The organism is Pseudomonas rosaeacicularis (assembly GCF_057128745.1).
On sequence record NZ_JBSKHT010000009.1, the window covers coordinates 121,907 to 139,332 of the forward strand.

15 protein-coding genes are annotated in these 17,426 nt (G+C 60.2%); 10 read left to right on the forward strand and 5 right to left on the reverse strand.

Annotated elements, in window-relative coordinates; genetic code table 11:
- Positions 1 to 14: 14 nt before the first annotated feature.
- Genes ACWKWM_RS13420 through ACWKWM_RS13430 form a run of 3 tightly spaced genes read left to right on the forward strand, consistent with a single transcriptional unit; the run spans position 15 to position 3,482 of the window.
- Positions 15 to 959 carry an ABC transporter permease gene (locus tag ACWKWM_RS13420; protein ID WP_483834614.1) on the forward strand — a complete coding sequence of 315 codons (945 nt, stop codon included), beginning with the start codon at positions 15 to 17 and terminating at the stop codon, positions 957 to 959.
- Complete coding sequence (locus ACWKWM_RS13425) at positions 959 to 1,843, forward strand: ABC transporter permease (protein WP_483846597.1); 885 nt, start codon at positions 959 to 961, stop codon at positions 1,841 to 1,843. The genes ACWKWM_RS13420 and ACWKWM_RS13425 overlap by 1 nt, the downstream gene beginning before the upstream one ends.
- 43 nt (positions 1,844 to 1,886) lie before the next feature.
- Positions 1,887 to 3,482, forward strand: coding sequence for a gamma-glutamyltransferase family protein (locus ACWKWM_RS13430; protein ID WP_483846598.1), 1,596 nt, complete (start codon positions 1,887 to 1,889; stop codon positions 3,480 to 3,482).
- Between the two features lie 128 nt (positions 3,483 to 3,610).
- Here the strand turns inward: ACWKWM_RS13430 and ACWKWM_RS13435 are convergent, their stop codons facing one another.
- Entirely contained in the window at positions 3,611 to 4,816 is a 1,206-nt protein-coding gene (locus ACWKWM_RS13435; protein ID WP_483846599.1) for an NAD(P)/FAD-dependent oxidoreductase, read from the reverse strand.
- Between the two features lie 358 nt (positions 4,817 to 5,174).
- Between ACWKWM_RS13435 and ACWKWM_RS13440 the strand changes: the two genes are divergently transcribed.
- Together ACWKWM_RS13440 and ACWKWM_RS13445 are read left to right on the forward strand one after the other, a co-directional pair.
- Positions 5,175 to 5,717, forward strand: coding sequence for an RrF2 family transcriptional regulator (locus ACWKWM_RS13440; protein WP_483846600.1), 543 nt, complete (start codon positions 5,175 to 5,177; stop codon positions 5,715 to 5,717).
- Positions 5,718 to 6,013: 296 nt separating this feature from the next.
- Positions 6,014 to 7,120 carry an alkene reductase gene (locus ACWKWM_RS13445; RefSeq protein WP_483846601.1) on the forward strand — a complete coding sequence of 369 codons (1,107 nt, stop codon included), beginning with the start codon at positions 6,014 to 6,016 and terminating at the stop codon, positions 7,118 to 7,120.
- 113 nt (positions 7,121 to 7,233) lie between these two features.
- Here the strand turns inward: ACWKWM_RS13445 and ACWKWM_RS13450 are convergent, their stop codons facing one another.
- The 3 genes from ACWKWM_RS13450 to ACWKWM_RS13460 all read right to left on the reverse strand — a co-directional run bounded on the left by ACWKWM_RS13450 (position 7,234) and on the right by ACWKWM_RS13460 (position 9,566).
- Complete coding sequence (locus ACWKWM_RS13450; protein WP_483846602.1) at positions 7,234 to 7,584, reverse strand: DUF202 domain-containing protein; 351 nt, start codon at positions 7,582 to 7,584, stop codon at positions 7,234 to 7,236.
- Positions 7,581 to 7,985: a YidH family protein gene (locus ACWKWM_RS13455; RefSeq protein WP_483846603.1), complete on the reverse strand. Its 405-nt coding sequence runs from the start codon at positions 7,983 to 7,985 to the stop codon at positions 7,581 to 7,583. Before ACWKWM_RS13455 ends, ACWKWM_RS13450 begins: the two co-directional genes overlap by 4 nt.
- Before the next feature lie 264 nt (positions 7,986 to 8,249).
- The gene (locus ACWKWM_RS13460) at positions 8,250 to 9,566 is read right to left on the reverse strand and encodes an L-fuconate dehydratase (protein WP_483846604.1); all 1,317 of its coding nucleotides are present in this window, start codon (positions 9,564 to 9,566) and stop codon (positions 8,250 to 8,252) included.
- A gap of 120 nt (positions 9,567 to 9,686) precedes the next feature.
- On the opposite strand from ACWKWM_RS13460, the gene ACWKWM_RS13465 reads away from it, so the two are divergent.
- The 5 genes from ACWKWM_RS13465 (at position 9,687) to ACWKWM_RS13485 (ending at position 16,065) form a co-directional block, all read left to right on the forward strand.
- The gene (locus ACWKWM_RS13465; RefSeq protein WP_483846605.1) at positions 9,687 to 10,640 is read left to right on the forward strand and encodes a LysR family transcriptional regulator; all 954 of its coding nucleotides are present in this window, start codon (positions 9,687 to 9,689) and stop codon (positions 10,638 to 10,640) included.
- A 211-nt stretch (positions 10,641 to 10,851) separates the two neighbouring features.
- Positions 10,852 to 12,405 (forward strand): UxaA family hydrolase, encoded by a 1,554-nt coding sequence (locus ACWKWM_RS13470; protein WP_483846606.1) that lies wholly within the window; start codon positions 10,852 to 10,854, stop codon positions 12,403 to 12,405.
- Between the two features lie 96 nt (positions 12,406 to 12,501).
- Positions 12,502 to 13,827 carry an MFS transporter gene (locus ACWKWM_RS13475; RefSeq protein WP_483846607.1) on the forward strand — a complete coding sequence of 442 codons (1,326 nt, stop codon included), beginning with the start codon at positions 12,502 to 12,504 and terminating at the stop codon, positions 13,825 to 13,827.
- A gap of 269 nt (positions 13,828 to 14,096) precedes the next feature.
- Positions 14,097 to 15,629, forward strand: a complete 1,533-nt coding sequence (locus ACWKWM_RS13480; protein ID WP_483846608.1) for a sensor domain-containing diguanylate cyclase — start codon at positions 14,097 to 14,099, stop codon at positions 15,627 to 15,629.
- Positions 15,630 to 15,720: 91 nt separating this feature from the next.
- Complete coding sequence (locus ACWKWM_RS13485) at positions 15,721 to 16,065, forward strand: hypothetical protein (protein ID WP_483846609.1); 345 nt, start codon at positions 15,721 to 15,723, stop codon at positions 16,063 to 16,065.
- 129 nt (positions 16,066 to 16,194) lie between these two features.
- On the opposite strand, the gene ACWKWM_RS13490 is transcribed toward ACWKWM_RS13485, so the two are convergent.
- Complete coding sequence (locus tag ACWKWM_RS13490) at positions 16,195 to 17,121, reverse strand: Gfo/Idh/MocA family protein (RefSeq protein ID WP_483846610.1); 927 nt, start codon at positions 17,119 to 17,121, stop codon at positions 16,195 to 16,197.
- Between the last annotated feature and the right edge of the window lie 305 nt (positions 17,122 to 17,426).

Sequence of the window (17,426 nt, forward strand, 5' to 3'; positions counted from 1 at the left end):
TTCGAGGATTGCGCATGCTGACATTCATTTTCAGACGCTTGCTCAGCGCCATCCCGACGCTGATTCTGGTGTCGCTGTTCGTCTTCACCCTGCAAAAACTGCTGCCGGGTGATCCGGTGCTGGCGATGGCAGGTGAAGAACGCGACCCGGCAGTGATGGAGTATCTGCGCGACAAATACCGGCTCAATGATCCGGTGCCGCTGCAGTACATCCATTGGGTCGGCAACGTGCTGCAAGGCGATTTCGGTACCTCGTTGCGCACCGAGCAACCGGTCACTGCGCTGCTGGCCTCCAAGCTGCCAGTGACCATTGAACTGGCGGTGCTGGCCTTGATCATCGCGCTGCTGATCGGCATTCCCACCGGGGTGATTTCCGCCGTGCGCAAAGGCACGGCGGTGGATTACGGGGCCAATATCTTTGCCCTGTCGGGGATCTCCATTCCGCACTTCTGGCTGGGGATTCTGTTGATCATGATCTTCGCTGTGAAACTGCAATGGCTCCCCGCCTCAGGCTTCGTGCCGCTGGGCGAAGACGTCGGGCAGAACCTGAAAACCCTGATCCTGCCGGCCTTCGTCCTCGGCGCCGGACTGTCTGGGGTGCTGATGCGCCACACCCGCAGCGCCATGCTCGAAGTACTGCGTGCCGATTACGTGCGCACGGCGCGAGCCAAGGGATTGTTCCCGCGCACGGTGATTCTCAAACACGCGCTGCGCAACGCACTGATGCCCATCGTCACCCTGACCACGCTGCTGTTTGGCGAACTGTTGGGCGGTGCGGTACTGACCGAGCAAGTGTTCAGTATCCCGGGCTTCGGCAAGATGATTGTCGATGCCGTATTCAACCGCGATTACGCCGTGGTGCAAGGCGTGGTGCTGTGCGTCGCCATCGGTTTTCTGCTGCTCAATCTTCTGGCGGATGTGCTGTACCGCATGATCAACCCGCGCCTGAGGACTGCCTGATGACCGCGATAGCCCCGCTCGCTTCACGCGCCAACGACATCGCGCTCAAGCCGCGCACCCGCTCGCCGTTCGTGCGCAAGTTCCTGGCGAACAAGGGCGCGGTGATCGGCTCGGTGGTGCTGCTGGTGTTCATCCTCGCCGCGCTCATGGCGCCGTGGATTGCGCCGTTCGATCCGCTGAAAGCCAACTTCCTGGCCGTGCGTAAAGCGCCGTCGATGATGTACTGGCTGGGCACCGACGAGCTGGGGCGTGATCTGTTTTCCCGCCTGCTGTGGGGCGCGCGCAGCTCGTTGCTGGCCGGTGGTGTTTCAGTGGCGATTGCCATGGTCATTGGCGTGCCGCTGGGGCTGATCGCCGGTTACTTCGGCGGCAAGCTGGACGCGGTGATTTCGCGAATCATGGAAGCGCTCCTGTCCTGCCCGTTTCTGGTGTTGGCGATTGCCTTGGGCGCGTTTCTCGGCCCAAGCCTGACCAACGCGATGATCGCCATCGGCCTGTCAGCAATGCCAATTTTCTCGCGGTTGACGCGGGGTCAGGTGCTGTCGATTCGTCACGAGGATTATCTGGAAGGCGCACGCGCCATCGGCCTGCCGGATCGCTGGATCATCCTGCGCTACGTGCTGCCCAACGTGATGTCGCCGCTGGTGGTGCAAGCCACGCTGACCATCGCTTCGGCCATTCTTGCCGAAGCCAGTTTGTCGTTCCTGGGCCTGGGCCAGCAACCGCCCTCGCCGTCCTGGGGCTCGATGCTCAACACCGCAAAAAATTTCATGGAGCAGGCGCCGTGGATGTCGATAGCGCCCGGTGTGGCGATCTACATCACGGTGCTGTGTTTCAACCTGCTGGGCGATGGGTTGCGTGACGCCCTCGATCCCAAAAGCTAATTCCGCTGTTTTTAAAAACGATGACTGCCAAGAGAGCCTACTCATGTTCGATGATCTGGATTACAGCCAACCTTATGCGTCCGCCCGCTCGCCGGTGATGGGCAACAACATGGTCGCCTGCTCCCAGCCGCTGGCAGCCCAGGCCGGGCTGGACATGCTGCGCAAAGGCGGCAACGCGGTGGACGCAGCGATTGCAGCAGCGATGGTGCTGACCGTGGTCGAGCCCACCGGTTGCGGCATTGGCAGCGATGCGTTCGCGATTGTCTGGGACGGCGAGAAGTTGCAGGGCCTCAATGCCTCGGGCCGCTCGCCGAAGGGCTGGACGCCGGAGTATTTCGACGGCCAGAAAGAGATGCCGCAGCGCGGTTGGGGCGCAGTCACCGTGCCTGGCGCCGTGTCGGCTTGGGTGGCCTTGTCCGAACGCTACGGCAAGCTGCCGTTCGCGACCCTGGCGGAACCTGCGATTGGTTATGCGCGAGACGGTTATCAGGTCACGCCAATCATTGCCGAGCTGTGGCGTCGTGGCGCCGGGCTGTTGAAGGATCAACCGGGCTTTGCCGAGTGCTTCCTGCAGGGCGGTAAAGCGCCGAAAGCAGGCGAAAAAGTTCGCTTGAAAGACCACGCAAAAACCCTGCAATCGATCGCCGACACCAAGGGCGAGTCGTTCTATCGCGGTGAGTTGGCGCAGGCGATGATCGCTCATGCCCACACCAACGGCAGCGTCATGAGCCTGGACGATCTGGCGACCCACAGCGTCGACTGGATCGACACCTTGTCGGTGCCCTACGCTGGCGCCGTCGTCCACGAATTGCCGCCAAACGGTCAGGGCATCGCCACGCTTTCCGGGCTGACCATGCTCGAAGCCTTGGGCGTCGGCGAGCACCCGGTGGACAGCGTCGAGACCGTGCATCCGGTGCTGGAAGCCATGAAGCTGGCGCTGGCCGATCTGGACGAGCACGTGGCCGACAACGACCACATGCGCCTGCGCTCCGAGCATTTGCTGGACCCGACGTACCTGATGGAACGCGCCGCACTGGTCAACGAGCAGGCGGCCAATCCGGGTCACGGCTCACCCAAGGCCGGCGGCACGGTGTACCTGTCGGCGGCGGATGAAAGCGGCATGATGGTCTCGTTCATTCAGTCCAATTACATGGGCTTTGGTTCGGGTGTTGTGGTGCCTGGCACCGGCATCAGCCTGCAGAATCGCGGCGCGGGTTTCACTCTGGACCCTGATCACGTCAACACTGTCGCGCCGGGCAAGCGGCCTTTCCACACCATCATTCCGGGCTTTGTGATGAACGCCGACGGCACGCCGTTGATGTCCTTCGGTTTGATGGGCGGCCCGATGCAGGCGCAAGGTCATTTGCAGATGATGATGCGCATCCTGCGCTACAAGCAGAACCCGCAGGCTGCGGCTGATGCTCCGCGCTGGAGACTTGAAGCGGGCTTGAAAGTCGCCGTTGAAAGGTCTTTTGATCGGCTGGTGGTGGCAGAACTGCGCGCCAAAGGCCACGACATCGACGTCGAAGACCCTAGCGGCGTGTTTGCCTTCGGCGGCGCGCAGATCATCCAGCGCACCGAGCATGGGTACGTCGGTGGCACCGATCCGCGCAAAGATGGGCTGGTTGCGGCGTATTGAGCGAAAACGGACATTCTGTAGGAGCGAATTTATTCGCGAGTCGGTGGTTCTGACGCGAAATGTGCATCGGATGTACCGGCCCTTCGCGAATGAATTCGCTCCTACAGGTCAAGGACCTGCGAGGCGAATCACGCCACCACAGGAATCAACGGATCAGCCGCCGCCAGTGCCGACACCCGATCAGCCGCTGGTGGGTAGATCCACACCGAGTTGATGGTGGTTTTCAGCGCTTTGGCTTCGGCCTTGATCAGTTTCACCTGACGATCCCAGCCTTCGGTGTACACCGCGCCCCACTCGCCCAGGTCCAGACAGGTGACGTATTTGACCTGGCTGTAAGGCGTCGGCGCTTCACCCAGCAGATCAGCAGCGACGTTGTTGCCAGCCGAACGACCCAATGCAATGGCGTGCTGGCAGGTCATCATCGCGAAGTTGCCCTCATCGTCAGTGGCGGCGTAGGCCGTATCGCCGGTGGCGTAGATGTCTTCCTGACCGATGACTTTGAGGTTGCGATCAACGTGCAGCCGGCCATAGCTGTCGCGCTCGCCCGGCACTTGTTCGGTCAGTGAGCTGGCACGCACACCCACTGTCCATACCACGGTTTTTGCGTCGATGCGCTGGCCGTCCCCCAATGTCACACCGTCTTCATCCACCGACACCACCGAGGCATTGAGCTTCCACTCGACCCCTAGCGACTCGCTGGCTTGGACGATGGAGGGGCTGATGTTTTCACCCAGTGAGGCGCCGATCTTGCTGCCACGGTCGACGATGATCACATTGACCTTGGCATCGGTACCCAGCACGGCGCGCAGGCGGGCCGGCATTTCAGTCGCGGTTTCGATGCCGGTGAATCCGCCCCCTGCCACGACGACAGTATTGCGAGCGTCGGACTCAGGCTGCTGGGCCAATGCCTTGATATGGGTTTCAAGGCGGCTGGCTTCGGCGATCAAGTCGACATCGAACGCATGCTCGACGCCCTTCACCGCCGTCGGGCGGACAACCCGGCTGCCGGCTGCCAGCACCAGCTTGTCGTAATCAAGGGCGCATGCGGTGCCGTTGGCATCGGCGAATTCAACCCGTTTGCCAGCGACATCGATCTTGCTGGCTACACCGCGTACGAACTTCACACCCACCGCGTCAAACAGAGGCCCCAGGGGTGATTTCATCTGGTGCACTTGCTGTTCATAGAAACGAGGACGTACGGCCAGTTCGGCTTGAGGCGCCAGCACAGTGATTTCCACGTCATCACGATTGTGCATGTCCAGCAACCGCGCAGAACTCAATGCGCTCCACATGCCGCCAAAACCTGCGCCGACGATCAGAATTTGCTTCTTCATTGTGTGCTCCGGATAAGTAAAAAGTCGTTTTCAGTTTGGGTAAGCGCTGGCGATGGCATCGATGATGCGAGCCGTTGCTGGTTGTATCGGTCGGAGTAGGGGACCGCCTCAAGACAACTACGACTCTATTGATCGTAGTTAATTAGAGCAAGCTTTATTTGAGTAACCACGACACGCGGAAAACTGAAATTCGGCCATAAACCGCACTAAAACGGTAATTTTAGGAGCCTATACGAATGCTTCAACAATCATGACGAGTACGATCCTGTTGCCCCACCGGTCGTAGGAGCAAACCATTCCTTGCTATCAACACGGGGAAATTGATACTTTAATCCGATCAATCAAGTCGGAGATACACATGTCTCTTTACAGTGCTGGCGTCGAGTACGGCATTCACTGTCTGTTGCTGCTGATGGACGAACGTGGCGACAGCCGCGAAGCCAGCGTGCGTGACCTCGCCGAGTTGCAGGGCGTGCCGCTTGAATACCTGGCGAAGGTGTTCACCAAACTGGCCAAAGCCAAGCTGGTGATGGCCACCGAAGGGGTGCGTGGCGGCTTCAAACTGGGCAGGCCTTCGGATGAAATCACCCTGCTGGACATCGTCAACGCCATTGACGGCCGCAAACTGATTTTTGATTGCAGGGAGATTCGCGGCCGTTGCGCGGTATTCGATGGCTCGCCCCCAGACTGGGCGGTGGAAGGTATGTGCGGTATTCACGCCGCCATGATGACTGCGCAAAAACGCATGGAAGAGGCCTTGGCTCAGCAAACCATTCTCGACCTCGGACGACGCACCGCGCGCAAAGCGCCAGCAGAGTTCGGCGCTCAGGTGAACGGCTGGCTCAATGAGCGACGGGAGAACAAGGCGGCAGGGATTGCTGTGGTTGATGTGACGCAGTAAAAGCCGTCCACCATTGTGGGAGGGAGCTTGCTCGCGATTCGATGCTCGGCATTCGGAAGATGCGATGAATGCATCAGTCCCATCGCGAGCAAGCCCCCTCCCACATGAATCAACACCAACGACAGCCACGGCATTACAGAGCAAATGTCCGAAGTGATGGGAACGGTGCCCCGTTTATCCGCCCTGGGAAATCGCATTTACTGGCCTCAAGCGCCTGAATCGCGATTCGCTACAGCGGCTCCGACCCCAGGCACATTTCCCGGATCTCCATTTGCACACGCCATGTCGAGGCAATCATGTCCCTCCTTCATTCTGCAGTTAACGTCGGCCCCTACACGTTCAATCACCGCGTCGTACTGGCGCCATTGACCCGCATGCGTGCCGAAGCAGGCGCCCGCCCCGGTCCGCTGATGGCCGAGTACTACGCCCAGCGCACCTCCCAAGGCGGTTTTCTGATCGGCGAAGCCACCATCGCCGCACCCAACGGCAACGGTTATCTGGGCGCGCCCGGCTTGTTCGAAGACAGCCAGATCGCTGGCTGGAAACAGGTCACCGACGCGGTCCACGCCAAGGGCGGCAAGATCTTTCTGCAGCTGTATCACGCCGGTCGCCAGTCCAATGTCGACGTGCAGCCTGCTGGCAGCATTCCAGTCGGCCCGTCCGAAGTGCTGCACGGCGGCGTCGCTTACACCACCGAAGGCTGGGTGCCGAACACGCCGAACCGCGCGCTGACGGTCGATGAAATTCAGGCGCTGGTCGAAAGCTTCCGCACAGCCGCCGAGCGCGGGGTCACCGCAGGCTTTGATGGCGTTGAGCTGCACGGCGCCAACGGTTATCTGGTGGACCAGTTTCTGCAGGACAACAGCAACAAACGCACCGACCGCTACGGGGGTTCGATTGAAAACCGCGCGCGGTTTCTGCTGGAAGTGACCAACGCACTGATTTCAGTCTGGGGCAGTGATCGCGTCGCCGTGCGTATTGGCCCGAGCGGGACCTGGGGCGACATGGGCGATAGCGATCCTGAGGCACTGTTTACATATGTCGCGCAGCAGTTGGCGCCGCTGAATCTGGCGTACATCCACCTGATCGAGCCGCGCATTCTGGGCAATATCGAGGATGAATACGCCGATCCCGCCCCAGTGGCCGCGCAATTGATTCGCAAGCACTACAAAGGCGTGATCATCGCTGCCGGGGGTTTCGATGGCGAGTCCGCCGAGGCCATTTTGCTGGCCGGCGATGCGGATATGGTTGCGTTTGGTCGGCACTTCATCGCCAACCCGGACCTGCCAGAACGGCTGCGCCACAACCTGCCGCTGAACCCTTACGATCGCCCGACCTTCTTCGGTGGTACTGAGGTGGGTTATACCGATTACGCGTTTTATCAGGAGCCCGCGACGGCGTAACAGAGCAATACGCCCTGTCTGTAGGAGCGAACTTGTTCGCGAGACGGCACACCTGCTAAACCTCATCGCCCGCCTCGCCAACAAGTTCGCTCCTACAGGTTGTGGTCAAACTGTCAGGGAAACACCACCGCATACACCGCGATCAGACTCAGCACAATAACGGTCACACCCAGCACCACCACCTCTCGAAACGGCGCGGGAATGCGTTCCTGGCACATGCCTTTGGTGCTTTTGCGGTAGCGGGCATTCAGCCCGATTTGCACCAGCAGGCATGCTATCAGCGCACCAATGGTCGGCATTAACGCCCATAAGCCAAAGTGCGGAATCCAGCGCAGGAACAGAATGCAACAGACCATCAGCGTCAGTAGCGTGCGCCGCCAGGCGAGCAACGTACGTTCAGGTTGCAACCCCGGATCGTCGTGACCGATGCCGGCCGGCCTACGATCCCCAACACTGCCGATCACGACCCACCGACGCTCAAAAACACGATCAACCCCGCTGCCACCAGCGCCCCGCCTATGGACAGGATCGGCACCAGCACCGGCAACGGCAGCGGTTTTCGCTGACGCATGGCGCGCTCGACATTCAACCAGCGCACGCAGGCACTGCCGCTGACCAGCATCGCCAACACCAGCAAAGTCAGCGCAACACCCCGACGCAGATCAGGAGAGAAGACTTCGCCCGTGAAAGCTTCCACGGCAATGCCACCGGCAAGAAAGGCCAGCGCCGTACGAATCCAGGCAAGAAAAGTGCGTTCGTTGGCGAGGGTGAATCGGGGATCAGGTTCGCAGCCGCCGCCTAATAAGGAAGCGCTCAGACGATGACGATCAGGCGCAGCGGGTTGGGTAGTGTCCGGAGAAGTCATGTCGCACCGTGGTCGGGTAGATGCGCAAATCATAACGCCGACCGGATTGAAAGGCCCGCGTCCGATGCATAGGCCAAATGGCTCTGTCGCACGACGCTATATAGATGTCGCGCTACTGGGCGTCATGCCGTCATCTTTTGTTGGAGCGAGGCTTGCCCGCGAAGTCAACGACGCGTATTCCTTGTCGGAAACCGCACAAAAGCCTTCGCGGGCAAGCCTCGCTCCAAGAGGTCCGTGATGACCTTGCGTTTTAACTGAAGGCCATTATCGTGCCGCCAAATCCACCCACACCGCCCCATTCGGAAACTGATAACGCTCCAACGTTTCCGGGTGCATTTCGATGCTGTAGCCCGCGCGTTGCGGTGGCATGTAGCGGCCGCGGCGGATCACCACCGGATCGAGAAAGTGTTCGTGCAGGTGATCGACGTATTCCAGCACGCGATTTTCCAGCGAACCCGACACAGCGATGTAATCGAACAGCGAGATGTTCTGCACGTACTCGCACAACCCGACGCCCCCGCCGTGCGGACAAACCGGCACGTCAAATTTCGCCGCCATCAGCAGCACCACCAGCACTTCGTTCAAACCGCCCAGTCGCGCCGCGTCCACCTGGCAGAAATCCAGCGCACCGGCCTGGAACATCTGCTTGAACATCACCCGGTTGTGGCAATGCTCGCCAGTCGCAACGCCAATTGGCTTGATCTTCTGGCGGATAGTGGCGTGACCGAGGATGTCATCGGGGCTGGTAGGCTCTTCAATCCACCACGGCACGTAGGCCGCCAATCGCCGCATGTTGTGGATAGACTCCTCGACGCTCCACACCTGGTTGGCGTCCATCATCAGCGTGCGCTCCCAACCCAGCTCATCCCGCAGGATCGCCGCGCGGCGCAGGTCTTCTTCGATGTCCGCACCGATCTTCTGCTTGATGTGGGTCCAGCCCTCGGCGACTGCTTCCCGGGCCAGCCGGCGCATTTTCTCTTCCGAATAACCCAGCCAGCCTGGCGCGGTGGTATAGCCGGGGTAGCCCTCTTCGAGCATCTGCGCTTCACGCTTAGCCTTGCCCGGCACTTGGCGGCGCAGCAGGGCGATGGCTTCTTCGGGCGTGATGGCGTCAGTGACGTAGCTGAAATCCAGGCATTTGACGAGCTGCTCAGGGGTCATGTCCGCCAGCAGCTTCCACACCGGCTTGCCTTCGTGTTTGGCCCACAGGTCCCACACAGCGTTAACCAGCGCAGCGGTGGCCAGGTGGATCACGCCCTTTTCCGGGCCGAGCCAGCGCAACTGGCTGTCGCCAGCGGTGATGTTGTGCCAGAACGCGCCCATGTCGGCGGTGATGTCTTCAAGCGTTTTGCCTACGATCATCGGTGCGAGGGATTCAATCGCCGCGACACAAATTTCGTTGCCACGACCGATGGTGAAGGTCAGACCATGGCCTTCCAGGTTGTCAGGGGAATCGGTGCCCAGCACCACGTAGGACGCCGAATAGTCCGGTGCGCTGTTCATGGCGTCGGAGCCGTCCAGCGACAGCGACGTGGGAAAACGGATATCGCGGGTGGTGACGGAGGTGATGGTGATTGGCATTGGGATTCTCTTGTTTTTCTCGGTAATTTCGGTCTGTACGAGCTGCGAATAAACGGACTGTAGGCCCAATCTCCATACGCGCATAATTGCCAGATCCTAATCATCGATATCAGATCCGATATGCCAAACAACATCCCCGACCCTCCCGCTTTCAGCACCCTGAAAATCTCCAGCCGGCAAATCGCCCTGCTTAATGCCTTGGGCGAACTGGGCAACCTGGGCAAGGCCGCCAGCGCCATTCACACCTCGCAACCCGCCGCTAGCCTGTTGCTGGCGCAATTGGAGGAGCGGCTGGGCGTTCAACTGTTCGAGCGATTGCCACGGGGCATGCAACCCACGTTGTATGGCGAGGTGATGATTCGCTACGCCCAAGGCGCGCTGCACGAGTTTGAAAACGCCGAAGCGCAGATTGCCGAACTGGCGCGCGGTGCCTTAGGGCGGGTGCGCATCGGCGCTGTGATGGGGCCGGTGCCGACGCTGTTGACCCGGGGCGTGCTGGCGTTCAAGGCGCAATACCCGAAAGTGCGCATTTCGATTGAAGTGGGCACCAGCGATACCCTGCTGCCTGCGCTGATTCGCGGCGATTTCGATGTGGTGCTCGGGCGCTTGCCGGATCAGATCGACAGCCACGGCCTCGATATCCAGCTGTTCGAACAGGGCGAGCGGATGCGCATCATCGCCCGCCCTGATCACCCACTGGCAAGCAAGGCCAAGCCGACATTGGCTGATCTGGCGCAGCAGACATGGATCCTGCATCCGATGGGCAGCCCGATGCGCCGTCAGGTCGAACACGCGCTACAGGCCGCGCAACTGGTGCATCCGCTGGACATCGTCGAGACCGCCTCGATTCTGGCGACGACCTCGATGATTGAATCCTCGGACATGATTGCCGTGGTCCCTTACGACGTCGCCGAGCACTATCAGCGTTACGCCATGATTGCCGTATTGCCCGTGGAACTGCCGCTGGCGATGGCGAATCTGGGTCTGCTGACCTCCAAGTCCAGGCCGATGTCGGCGGCGGTGGAGCAGTTCATGATGAGCCTCAAAGCGCAAAATCCCACGGCGCAAAGTTGATAACCACTGGTTATCAATCAATCGAAACCTTTCATTGGGAAATTATCAAACGGCTTCATAAAGTGATCGGCAACCGATGCGGGCGACCCGAACCCCGCGCATAACAAGAAACTGACTGCCTGCTCCGGCGCTGTCCCTGGTGATGTTTCCTGCCCCGGGAGCCGTTGCGTTCTGAACGCAGATGCAGGCGGCGACCGTCCTGAGAGGCTTCATGGAACTCATTGCCAAAACGCCTGCTTTCGACAGCAGCGCCGTGGTCATCCGGCTCAACCCCCTCGATAACGTGCTCATCGCTCGCCAGCCGCTGAGCGAGGGCATGCGCCTGGCCGATGAAGGCATCACGGTGCTGGAGACCATCCCTTCCGGGCACAAGATCGCTACCGTTCGCGTCGAACAAGGCCAGCCCTTGCGCCGCTACGGGCAGATCATCGGTTTCGCTTCGCAGCCCATCGAAGCCGGGCAACACGTACATGTGCAGAACGTCGAAATGTCGGACTTCTCCCGGGATTACGCATTCGGCGTCGATGCCCACGAAACCCCTAAAACCGAGGCGTTCTTCCAGGGCATCGTGCGTGCTGACGGGCGCGTGGCGACGCGCAATTACATCGGCATCCTGACCTCGGTGAACTGCTCGGCGACGGTGGCCCGCGCAATTGCCGACCGCTTTCGCCGCGATATTTTTCCCGAAGCGCTGGCGGCGTATCCCAACGTCGATGGCGTAGTGGCGCTGACCCACGGCTCCGGTTGCGCCATCGATTCCAAAGGCGAAGCCATCGACCTGCTGCGCCGGACCCTGGCGGGCTACGCGGTGCATCCGAATTTCGCCGCCGTTTTGGTGGTCGGGTTGGGCTGCGAAACCAATCAGATTCAGGACCTGCTCGACAGTCAGGGCCTGACTGCCAGCAACCAGCTGCGCGCATTCACCATTCAGGGCACGGGCGGCACGTCGAAGACCATCGCCAGCGGCATCGAGCAGGTCAAATCCCTGCTGGACGAGGCCAATCGGATCAAGCGCGAAACCGTCAGCGCCCGGCATCTGCTGGTCGGTCTGCAATGCGGCGGCTCTGACGGTTATTCGGGGATCACCGCCAACCCGGCGCTGGGCAATGCGGTGGACAGACTGGTGGCGGCAGGCGGCACGACCATTCTCTCGGAAACCCCGGAAATCTATGGCGCCGAGCACCTGCTCACACGCCGCGCTGTAAGCCGGGCCGTTGGTGAAAAACTGATCGCGCGCATTCACTGGTGGGAGGATTACTGCCAGCGCATGAACGCTGAGCTGAACAACAACCCTTCGGCGGGGAACAAGGCCGGCGGGCTGACGACGATCCTGGAAAAGTCCCTCGGCGCGGTCGCCAAAGCCGGCTCGACCAATCTGATGGGCGTGTACGAATACGCTGAAAAAGTCACTGCCCAGGGCCTGGTGTTCATGGACACGCCTGGGTACGACCCGGTGTCGGCCACAGGCCAGGTGGCCGGCGGCGCCAACTTGATCGCTTTCACCACCGGGCGCGGCTCGGCGTACGGGTGTGCACCTACGCCGTCGATCAAGCTGGCGACCAACAATCTAATGTTCACGCACCAGGAAGAGGACATGGACGTGAACTGCGGCGGCATTGCCGATGGCAGCACGACGATTGAGGAGCGCGGCGCGTACATCTTCCAGATGATGCTGGACATCGCGTCGGGTCAGCGCAGTAAAAGCGAGCAGCACGGCTACGGTCAGAACGAGTTCGTGCCGTGGCAGATCGGGGCGGTGACTTGACCCGAAATCGATAACCCGAGGTAGAACAATCTGCCGCTTCGTCCCTGCCGTCGACGAGGCGGCACAGCAACCTTAACAACAATAAAAAAGGTGCCTATGAAAAGCCTCAAGACCTACCAGACCATCACCATCGTGTTTTTGATGTGCTTCGGCATCGTCAACTATCTGGACCGCAGCGCGCTGTCCATCGCCAACACCACCATTCAAAAGGACATGTTGATCAGCCCGTCGGAGATGGGGATTTTGCTGTCGGCCTTCTCTCTGGCCTATGCCTTCGCGCAGTTGCCGATGGGCATGATGATCGATCGGTTGGGCAGCAAAATCGCCTTGGGTGGCGCGTTGATGGTCTGGTCGATCGCGCAGACCGCTTCGGGGTTCATCAACAGCTTCAGCAGTTTCTTCGCCCTGCGTGTGTTGCTCGGTATCGGCGAAGCACCGATGTTCCCGTCGGCCGCCAAAACGCTGAACGAGTGGTTCGAACCCCATGAGCGCGGCACGCCCACGGGCATCGTGTGGTCCTCGACGTGCATCGGGCCGTGCCTGGCGCCGCCGGTGCTGACGCTGTTCATGGTCAACTTCGGCTGGCGCGGGATGTTCATCATTACCGGGATCATCGGCATCGTTCTGGCGCTGTGCTGGATGATGTTTTACAAAAGCCGTGCGCAGTATCTGGCGCAACTGGCGGCGAGCGGCGAACAGCCTGTGGTTGCGATCCCAGTCACTGCTCTCGACAGCACGCCCAAACCTTCTTTCTTCGCCGGCTGGCTGGACCTGTTCAAGCACCGCAGCACCTGGGGCACGTTTCTGGGGTTCATGGGCGTGATTTACATGCTCTGGCTGCACCTGACCTGGCTGCCAGGCTACTTCCAGCGCGAGCATGGCCTTGACCCGTATCAAACAGCCTGGTTGGTGTCGTTCGCGTATGTGTTTGGTGCGGTGGGCACCATCGTCGCCGGGCGGATTTGCGACCGTTTGGTCAAGCGCGGCGTGGGGGTGCTCAATAGCCGCAAATACACGGTGATCGGAGGGCTGGTGATTGCGGCGCTGTTTACCCTGCCGCTGACGTTTGTGACTGGCCTGACCGGCTGCACGATCTTGCTGTGTGGCGCGCTGTTCGGCATCAATCTGTCCAGCGCCACGGCGTGGATGGTGGTCAACACCGTGGTCGATACCAAACGTGTGGCCTCGCTGGGCTCGATCCAGAACTTCGGCGGTTACATCGCAGGATCGGTCGCGCCCATCGTCACCGGGTTCAGCGTGCAGTACACCGGGCACTTCGCCAGCGCGTTTCTGATCAGTGCCATCGTCGCCATGCTGTCGGCGGTGGCCTATTTCGTCCTGCTCAAGGCCCCGATCCCGGAGCACGCCTCCCCGGTGAAGCAGGCCGACAGCCATGGCAATGCCGGGGTTGAAGTGCGTTAAACCGGCTTATTTAATCCCGCTTCTGCCGCAGGCGTAGGAGCGAGGCTTGCCCGCGAAGCTGCAGATGCGGTGTTTCAGGGAAATCAATTTGTCAGCTTCGCGGGCAAGCCACGCTCCAACAACGACCGTGGCTGCCTGTTTAATCTGTGTCCAGCTTCAGGTTTGCTGCCGACCAAATAACGTCAACTCCCGCCCTTGTGCTTTTTTCGTACCGCCGCCCCACAACTTGCCCTACTCTCTATGCAGCAGTAGCTCTGAAGGAGTGGGGTTTGAAACGAAACGACGGGCTGGACTTCAACCCAAAAAACCGACGTTTGAAGCGCATGCCTGTTCTGTGGATGGCAGGGCTGTTCACCATTTTGGTATGCGTTTCCATTACCAGTATCACGCTGTGGCAACTGCGCCAGGCGCGCAACCACGAACTGGTCATGGCCAATACTTCCGCTTCCAACTTGTCTCGCTCGATGGCGCAGCAAGCCGATGACGCTTTCGATGAGGCGTCCATTCCCGTCGCCGGAATCATTGAGCGGCTGAGCTATGATGGCTTGGAGGCCGCGCGCAGCCCGCGCATGCATGATTACCTGCGCGCAACCGCCGCCAGCGTCGAGCAAATTCAGGGCCTGTTCATCTACGACAAAGACGGCAATTGGGCGGCCACCTCGCTGGGGAGCATGCCCGCCAACGCCAACAACGCCGACCGCGCATACTTTCAGTTTCACAAAGCCATCGACAGCGAGCTGCCACACGTTGGCAGTGCCATTCGCAGCCGAACCACGGGCGATTGGGTCATTCCCTTGTCGCGGCGCATCAACGATGCCCAAGGCAACTTCGCTGGCGTGGTGCTAGCAACTATCGAACTGGTGTACTTCGACCGCTTCTTCGACCGTTTTGATATCGGCGAAAAAGGGGTGATTACTCTGGCGCTGGCCGATGGCACGGTACTGGCGCGTCGTCCGTCAACCCCTACATCAACCGGCACTTCAATCGCGCAGGGCGAGTTGTTCAGCAAATACCTGAGCGAACATTACGAAGGCACTGCGACGGTGATTTCGATGCTCGATCAGATCAAACGCATCTATGGCTACAAACGCCTGGATCGCTACCCGCTGGTGGTGCTGGCCGGCTTGTCGGAGTACGAGGTGCTCGACGGCTGGCGGCAGAACGCCTGGCGCTCGCTGTTGGTGATTGTCTGCGTGCTGATCGCCAATGTGCTGTTCGGGATTTTGCTGTTTCAACAAATACGCTTCGGGCTAAGGGCTGAAACGCAACTACGCATCGCCAGCCACTCGCTGGAAAGACTCGCGCTCCAGGACAGCCTGACGGGGCTGGCCAACCGTCGGCATTTCCAGGAGCTGCTGAGCCTTGAGTTCGCCGACATCAACCCGCATCCGTTGAGCCTGATCATGATCGATATCGACTTGTTCAAAAGCTACAACGATGCGTACGGCCATGTCGCCGGAGACAAATGCATTGTTGCGGTGGCGCAGTGTATCCGCGAATGCCTGAACCGCACGGGCGATCTGGCGGTGCGCTACGGCGGCGAAGAAATGGCGATTTTCCTGCCTTATAACGACGCTGCGGGCGCCTACGTCCTCGCCGAAAAAATTCGTCTGGCGGTGCTCGCACGCAATCTGGAACATGCGGGTAATCCGCTCGGTATTGTCAGCATTAGCCTGGGCGTGTACAGCTGTCTGCCCCACGAATGTCCGACTCTGGAGGCCTTTGTCGAGCGAGCCGACACCGCCCTTTATGCCGCCAAACACAACGGACGTAACAGGACCGAAGTTTATCTGAGCGCCTGACGGATCCGGCTGAATCGCCCGTTTATCGCAGCCCGTCAGGATTGATCACTATGCTCAACCTACCCATGACCGATCACGCGGGTGGCAAACGATGCGCAGACTCTGGCAAAAATACCTTGCTGTGCTGGACACTGACCTGAACACTCAGGTCTTCGATAACATCAAGAACCTGCTGGTCTGCGCCCTGCTCTTTGCCGCAGGCACCCAGACACTGCGCAGCGCCGAACCGTTTTTCTTTAGCGTGTTTGCCGCCAACATTGCCGGTTGGGGGCTGATTGCGGTCTCTGCCGGGTTGATGTTTTTGAGCGTCAGCGACGGTCTGCGCAGGCTGGCGAAACTTCGCTACCACGTCATTTTCCAGATCATCCTGTGCCTGATTTATCTGGTGGTGGCGCTGCGCGTGGTGGAAATTGTCTGGCGGTTCAGGGCGGGGTGATTCCCTCTTGCTCGGTTTACTCTCATCAGTCTGCGGCGCGGGCGATCCGCATTCACCTGAGCTTGGGCTCGTGGAGATCGCCGGATGAAAGCGGTGTCTGTAGGCCTGACGCCAATGCTCAGATGGCGATCAATCGTAGAACGGCTCGACCAGCGTCCGACTGCCAACAAAGAAGCTGTCGGCGACCAGTCGCAGCGGTTGCAGGTCCAGATCACTGGCCTTGTCGCCAATCAACTGCTGGAAATGCCGATACACCGCCGCGTACTCGCCCTCCTCCGACACCGCCTGGCGTACGCCATCGATACTCAACAAGGCCCCTCCGTTGTCCAGACGCAGCGTGCCTTCGGTGCAGCGGACTTCGATGCTCCACAGCTCATCATGTCCGTGGTCGAAATCGAACTCGGCGCGAATATCCAGGTGGCGTGCGTCGGACATTTTGATGGAAGCGGCGATGGGCGACTGGCAGTTGCTCGGCACGCGCAGCTCGGCAGACTCGACGAACAACGGCAACGGCAGCAGGTGCGTCGCAATCGACAGGGCGTTGATGCCAGGATCAAACACGCCCAAACCGCCGGGTTGCCAGATCCACGCCTGGCCGGGGTGCCATTTGCGCACGTCTTCTTTCCAGTCGATCTGCACGCTTTGCAGGGTGCGGGTTGCCAGCCAGTCACGGGCGGCAGCGATGCCGGGCGCATATCGCGAGTGCCAGGCAAACAAACCGCTGACGCCTTGCTCCTGCGCCAGCCCCACCAGTGCCATGGCTTCACCGAGCGTGGCGCAAGGCGGTTTTTCTACCAGCACATGTTTACCGGCGGCCAGCGCCTCACGCACCAGGGCAAAACGGCCTTGGGGCGGTGTGCAAAACGCGATGGCATCGACCGGCGGTCCGTTCTCCAGCAACTCGCCCAGGGATAAAAAGTTCTGCACCCCGACGCAGGGCTGCCCTTGGGTGGCGACCGCGACCAGCTCAAAGGCAGGATTGGCGTGAATCGCGGGGACGTGTTGATCCTGGGCAATCTTGCCGTAGCCCACCAGACCGAGACGAATCGGTTGCATCGATGACTCCTGAATTTTTGTACTTATGTTGGGGCAGCAAACTAGACGTAAAACGCCGGACAGACAATGGGATGACGGGTGTTTGCGACATTTTGATTCTGAGCGCAGCCCTGTAGGAGTGAGCTTGCTCGCGAAGCTTTTGATCCCGCCAGGAGGGCGTAGGAGCGTCGCTTGCCCGCGATCTGCCGGGTACCGGCAGTAAAACCGGTGCATGCGGTGTGTCAGGTTCGATAGAAGCGGCTGGATTTAGGGCCGCTTCGCAGCCCATCGCCTGCAAGCAAGGCTCCTACGCCTTCGGCAGAAGC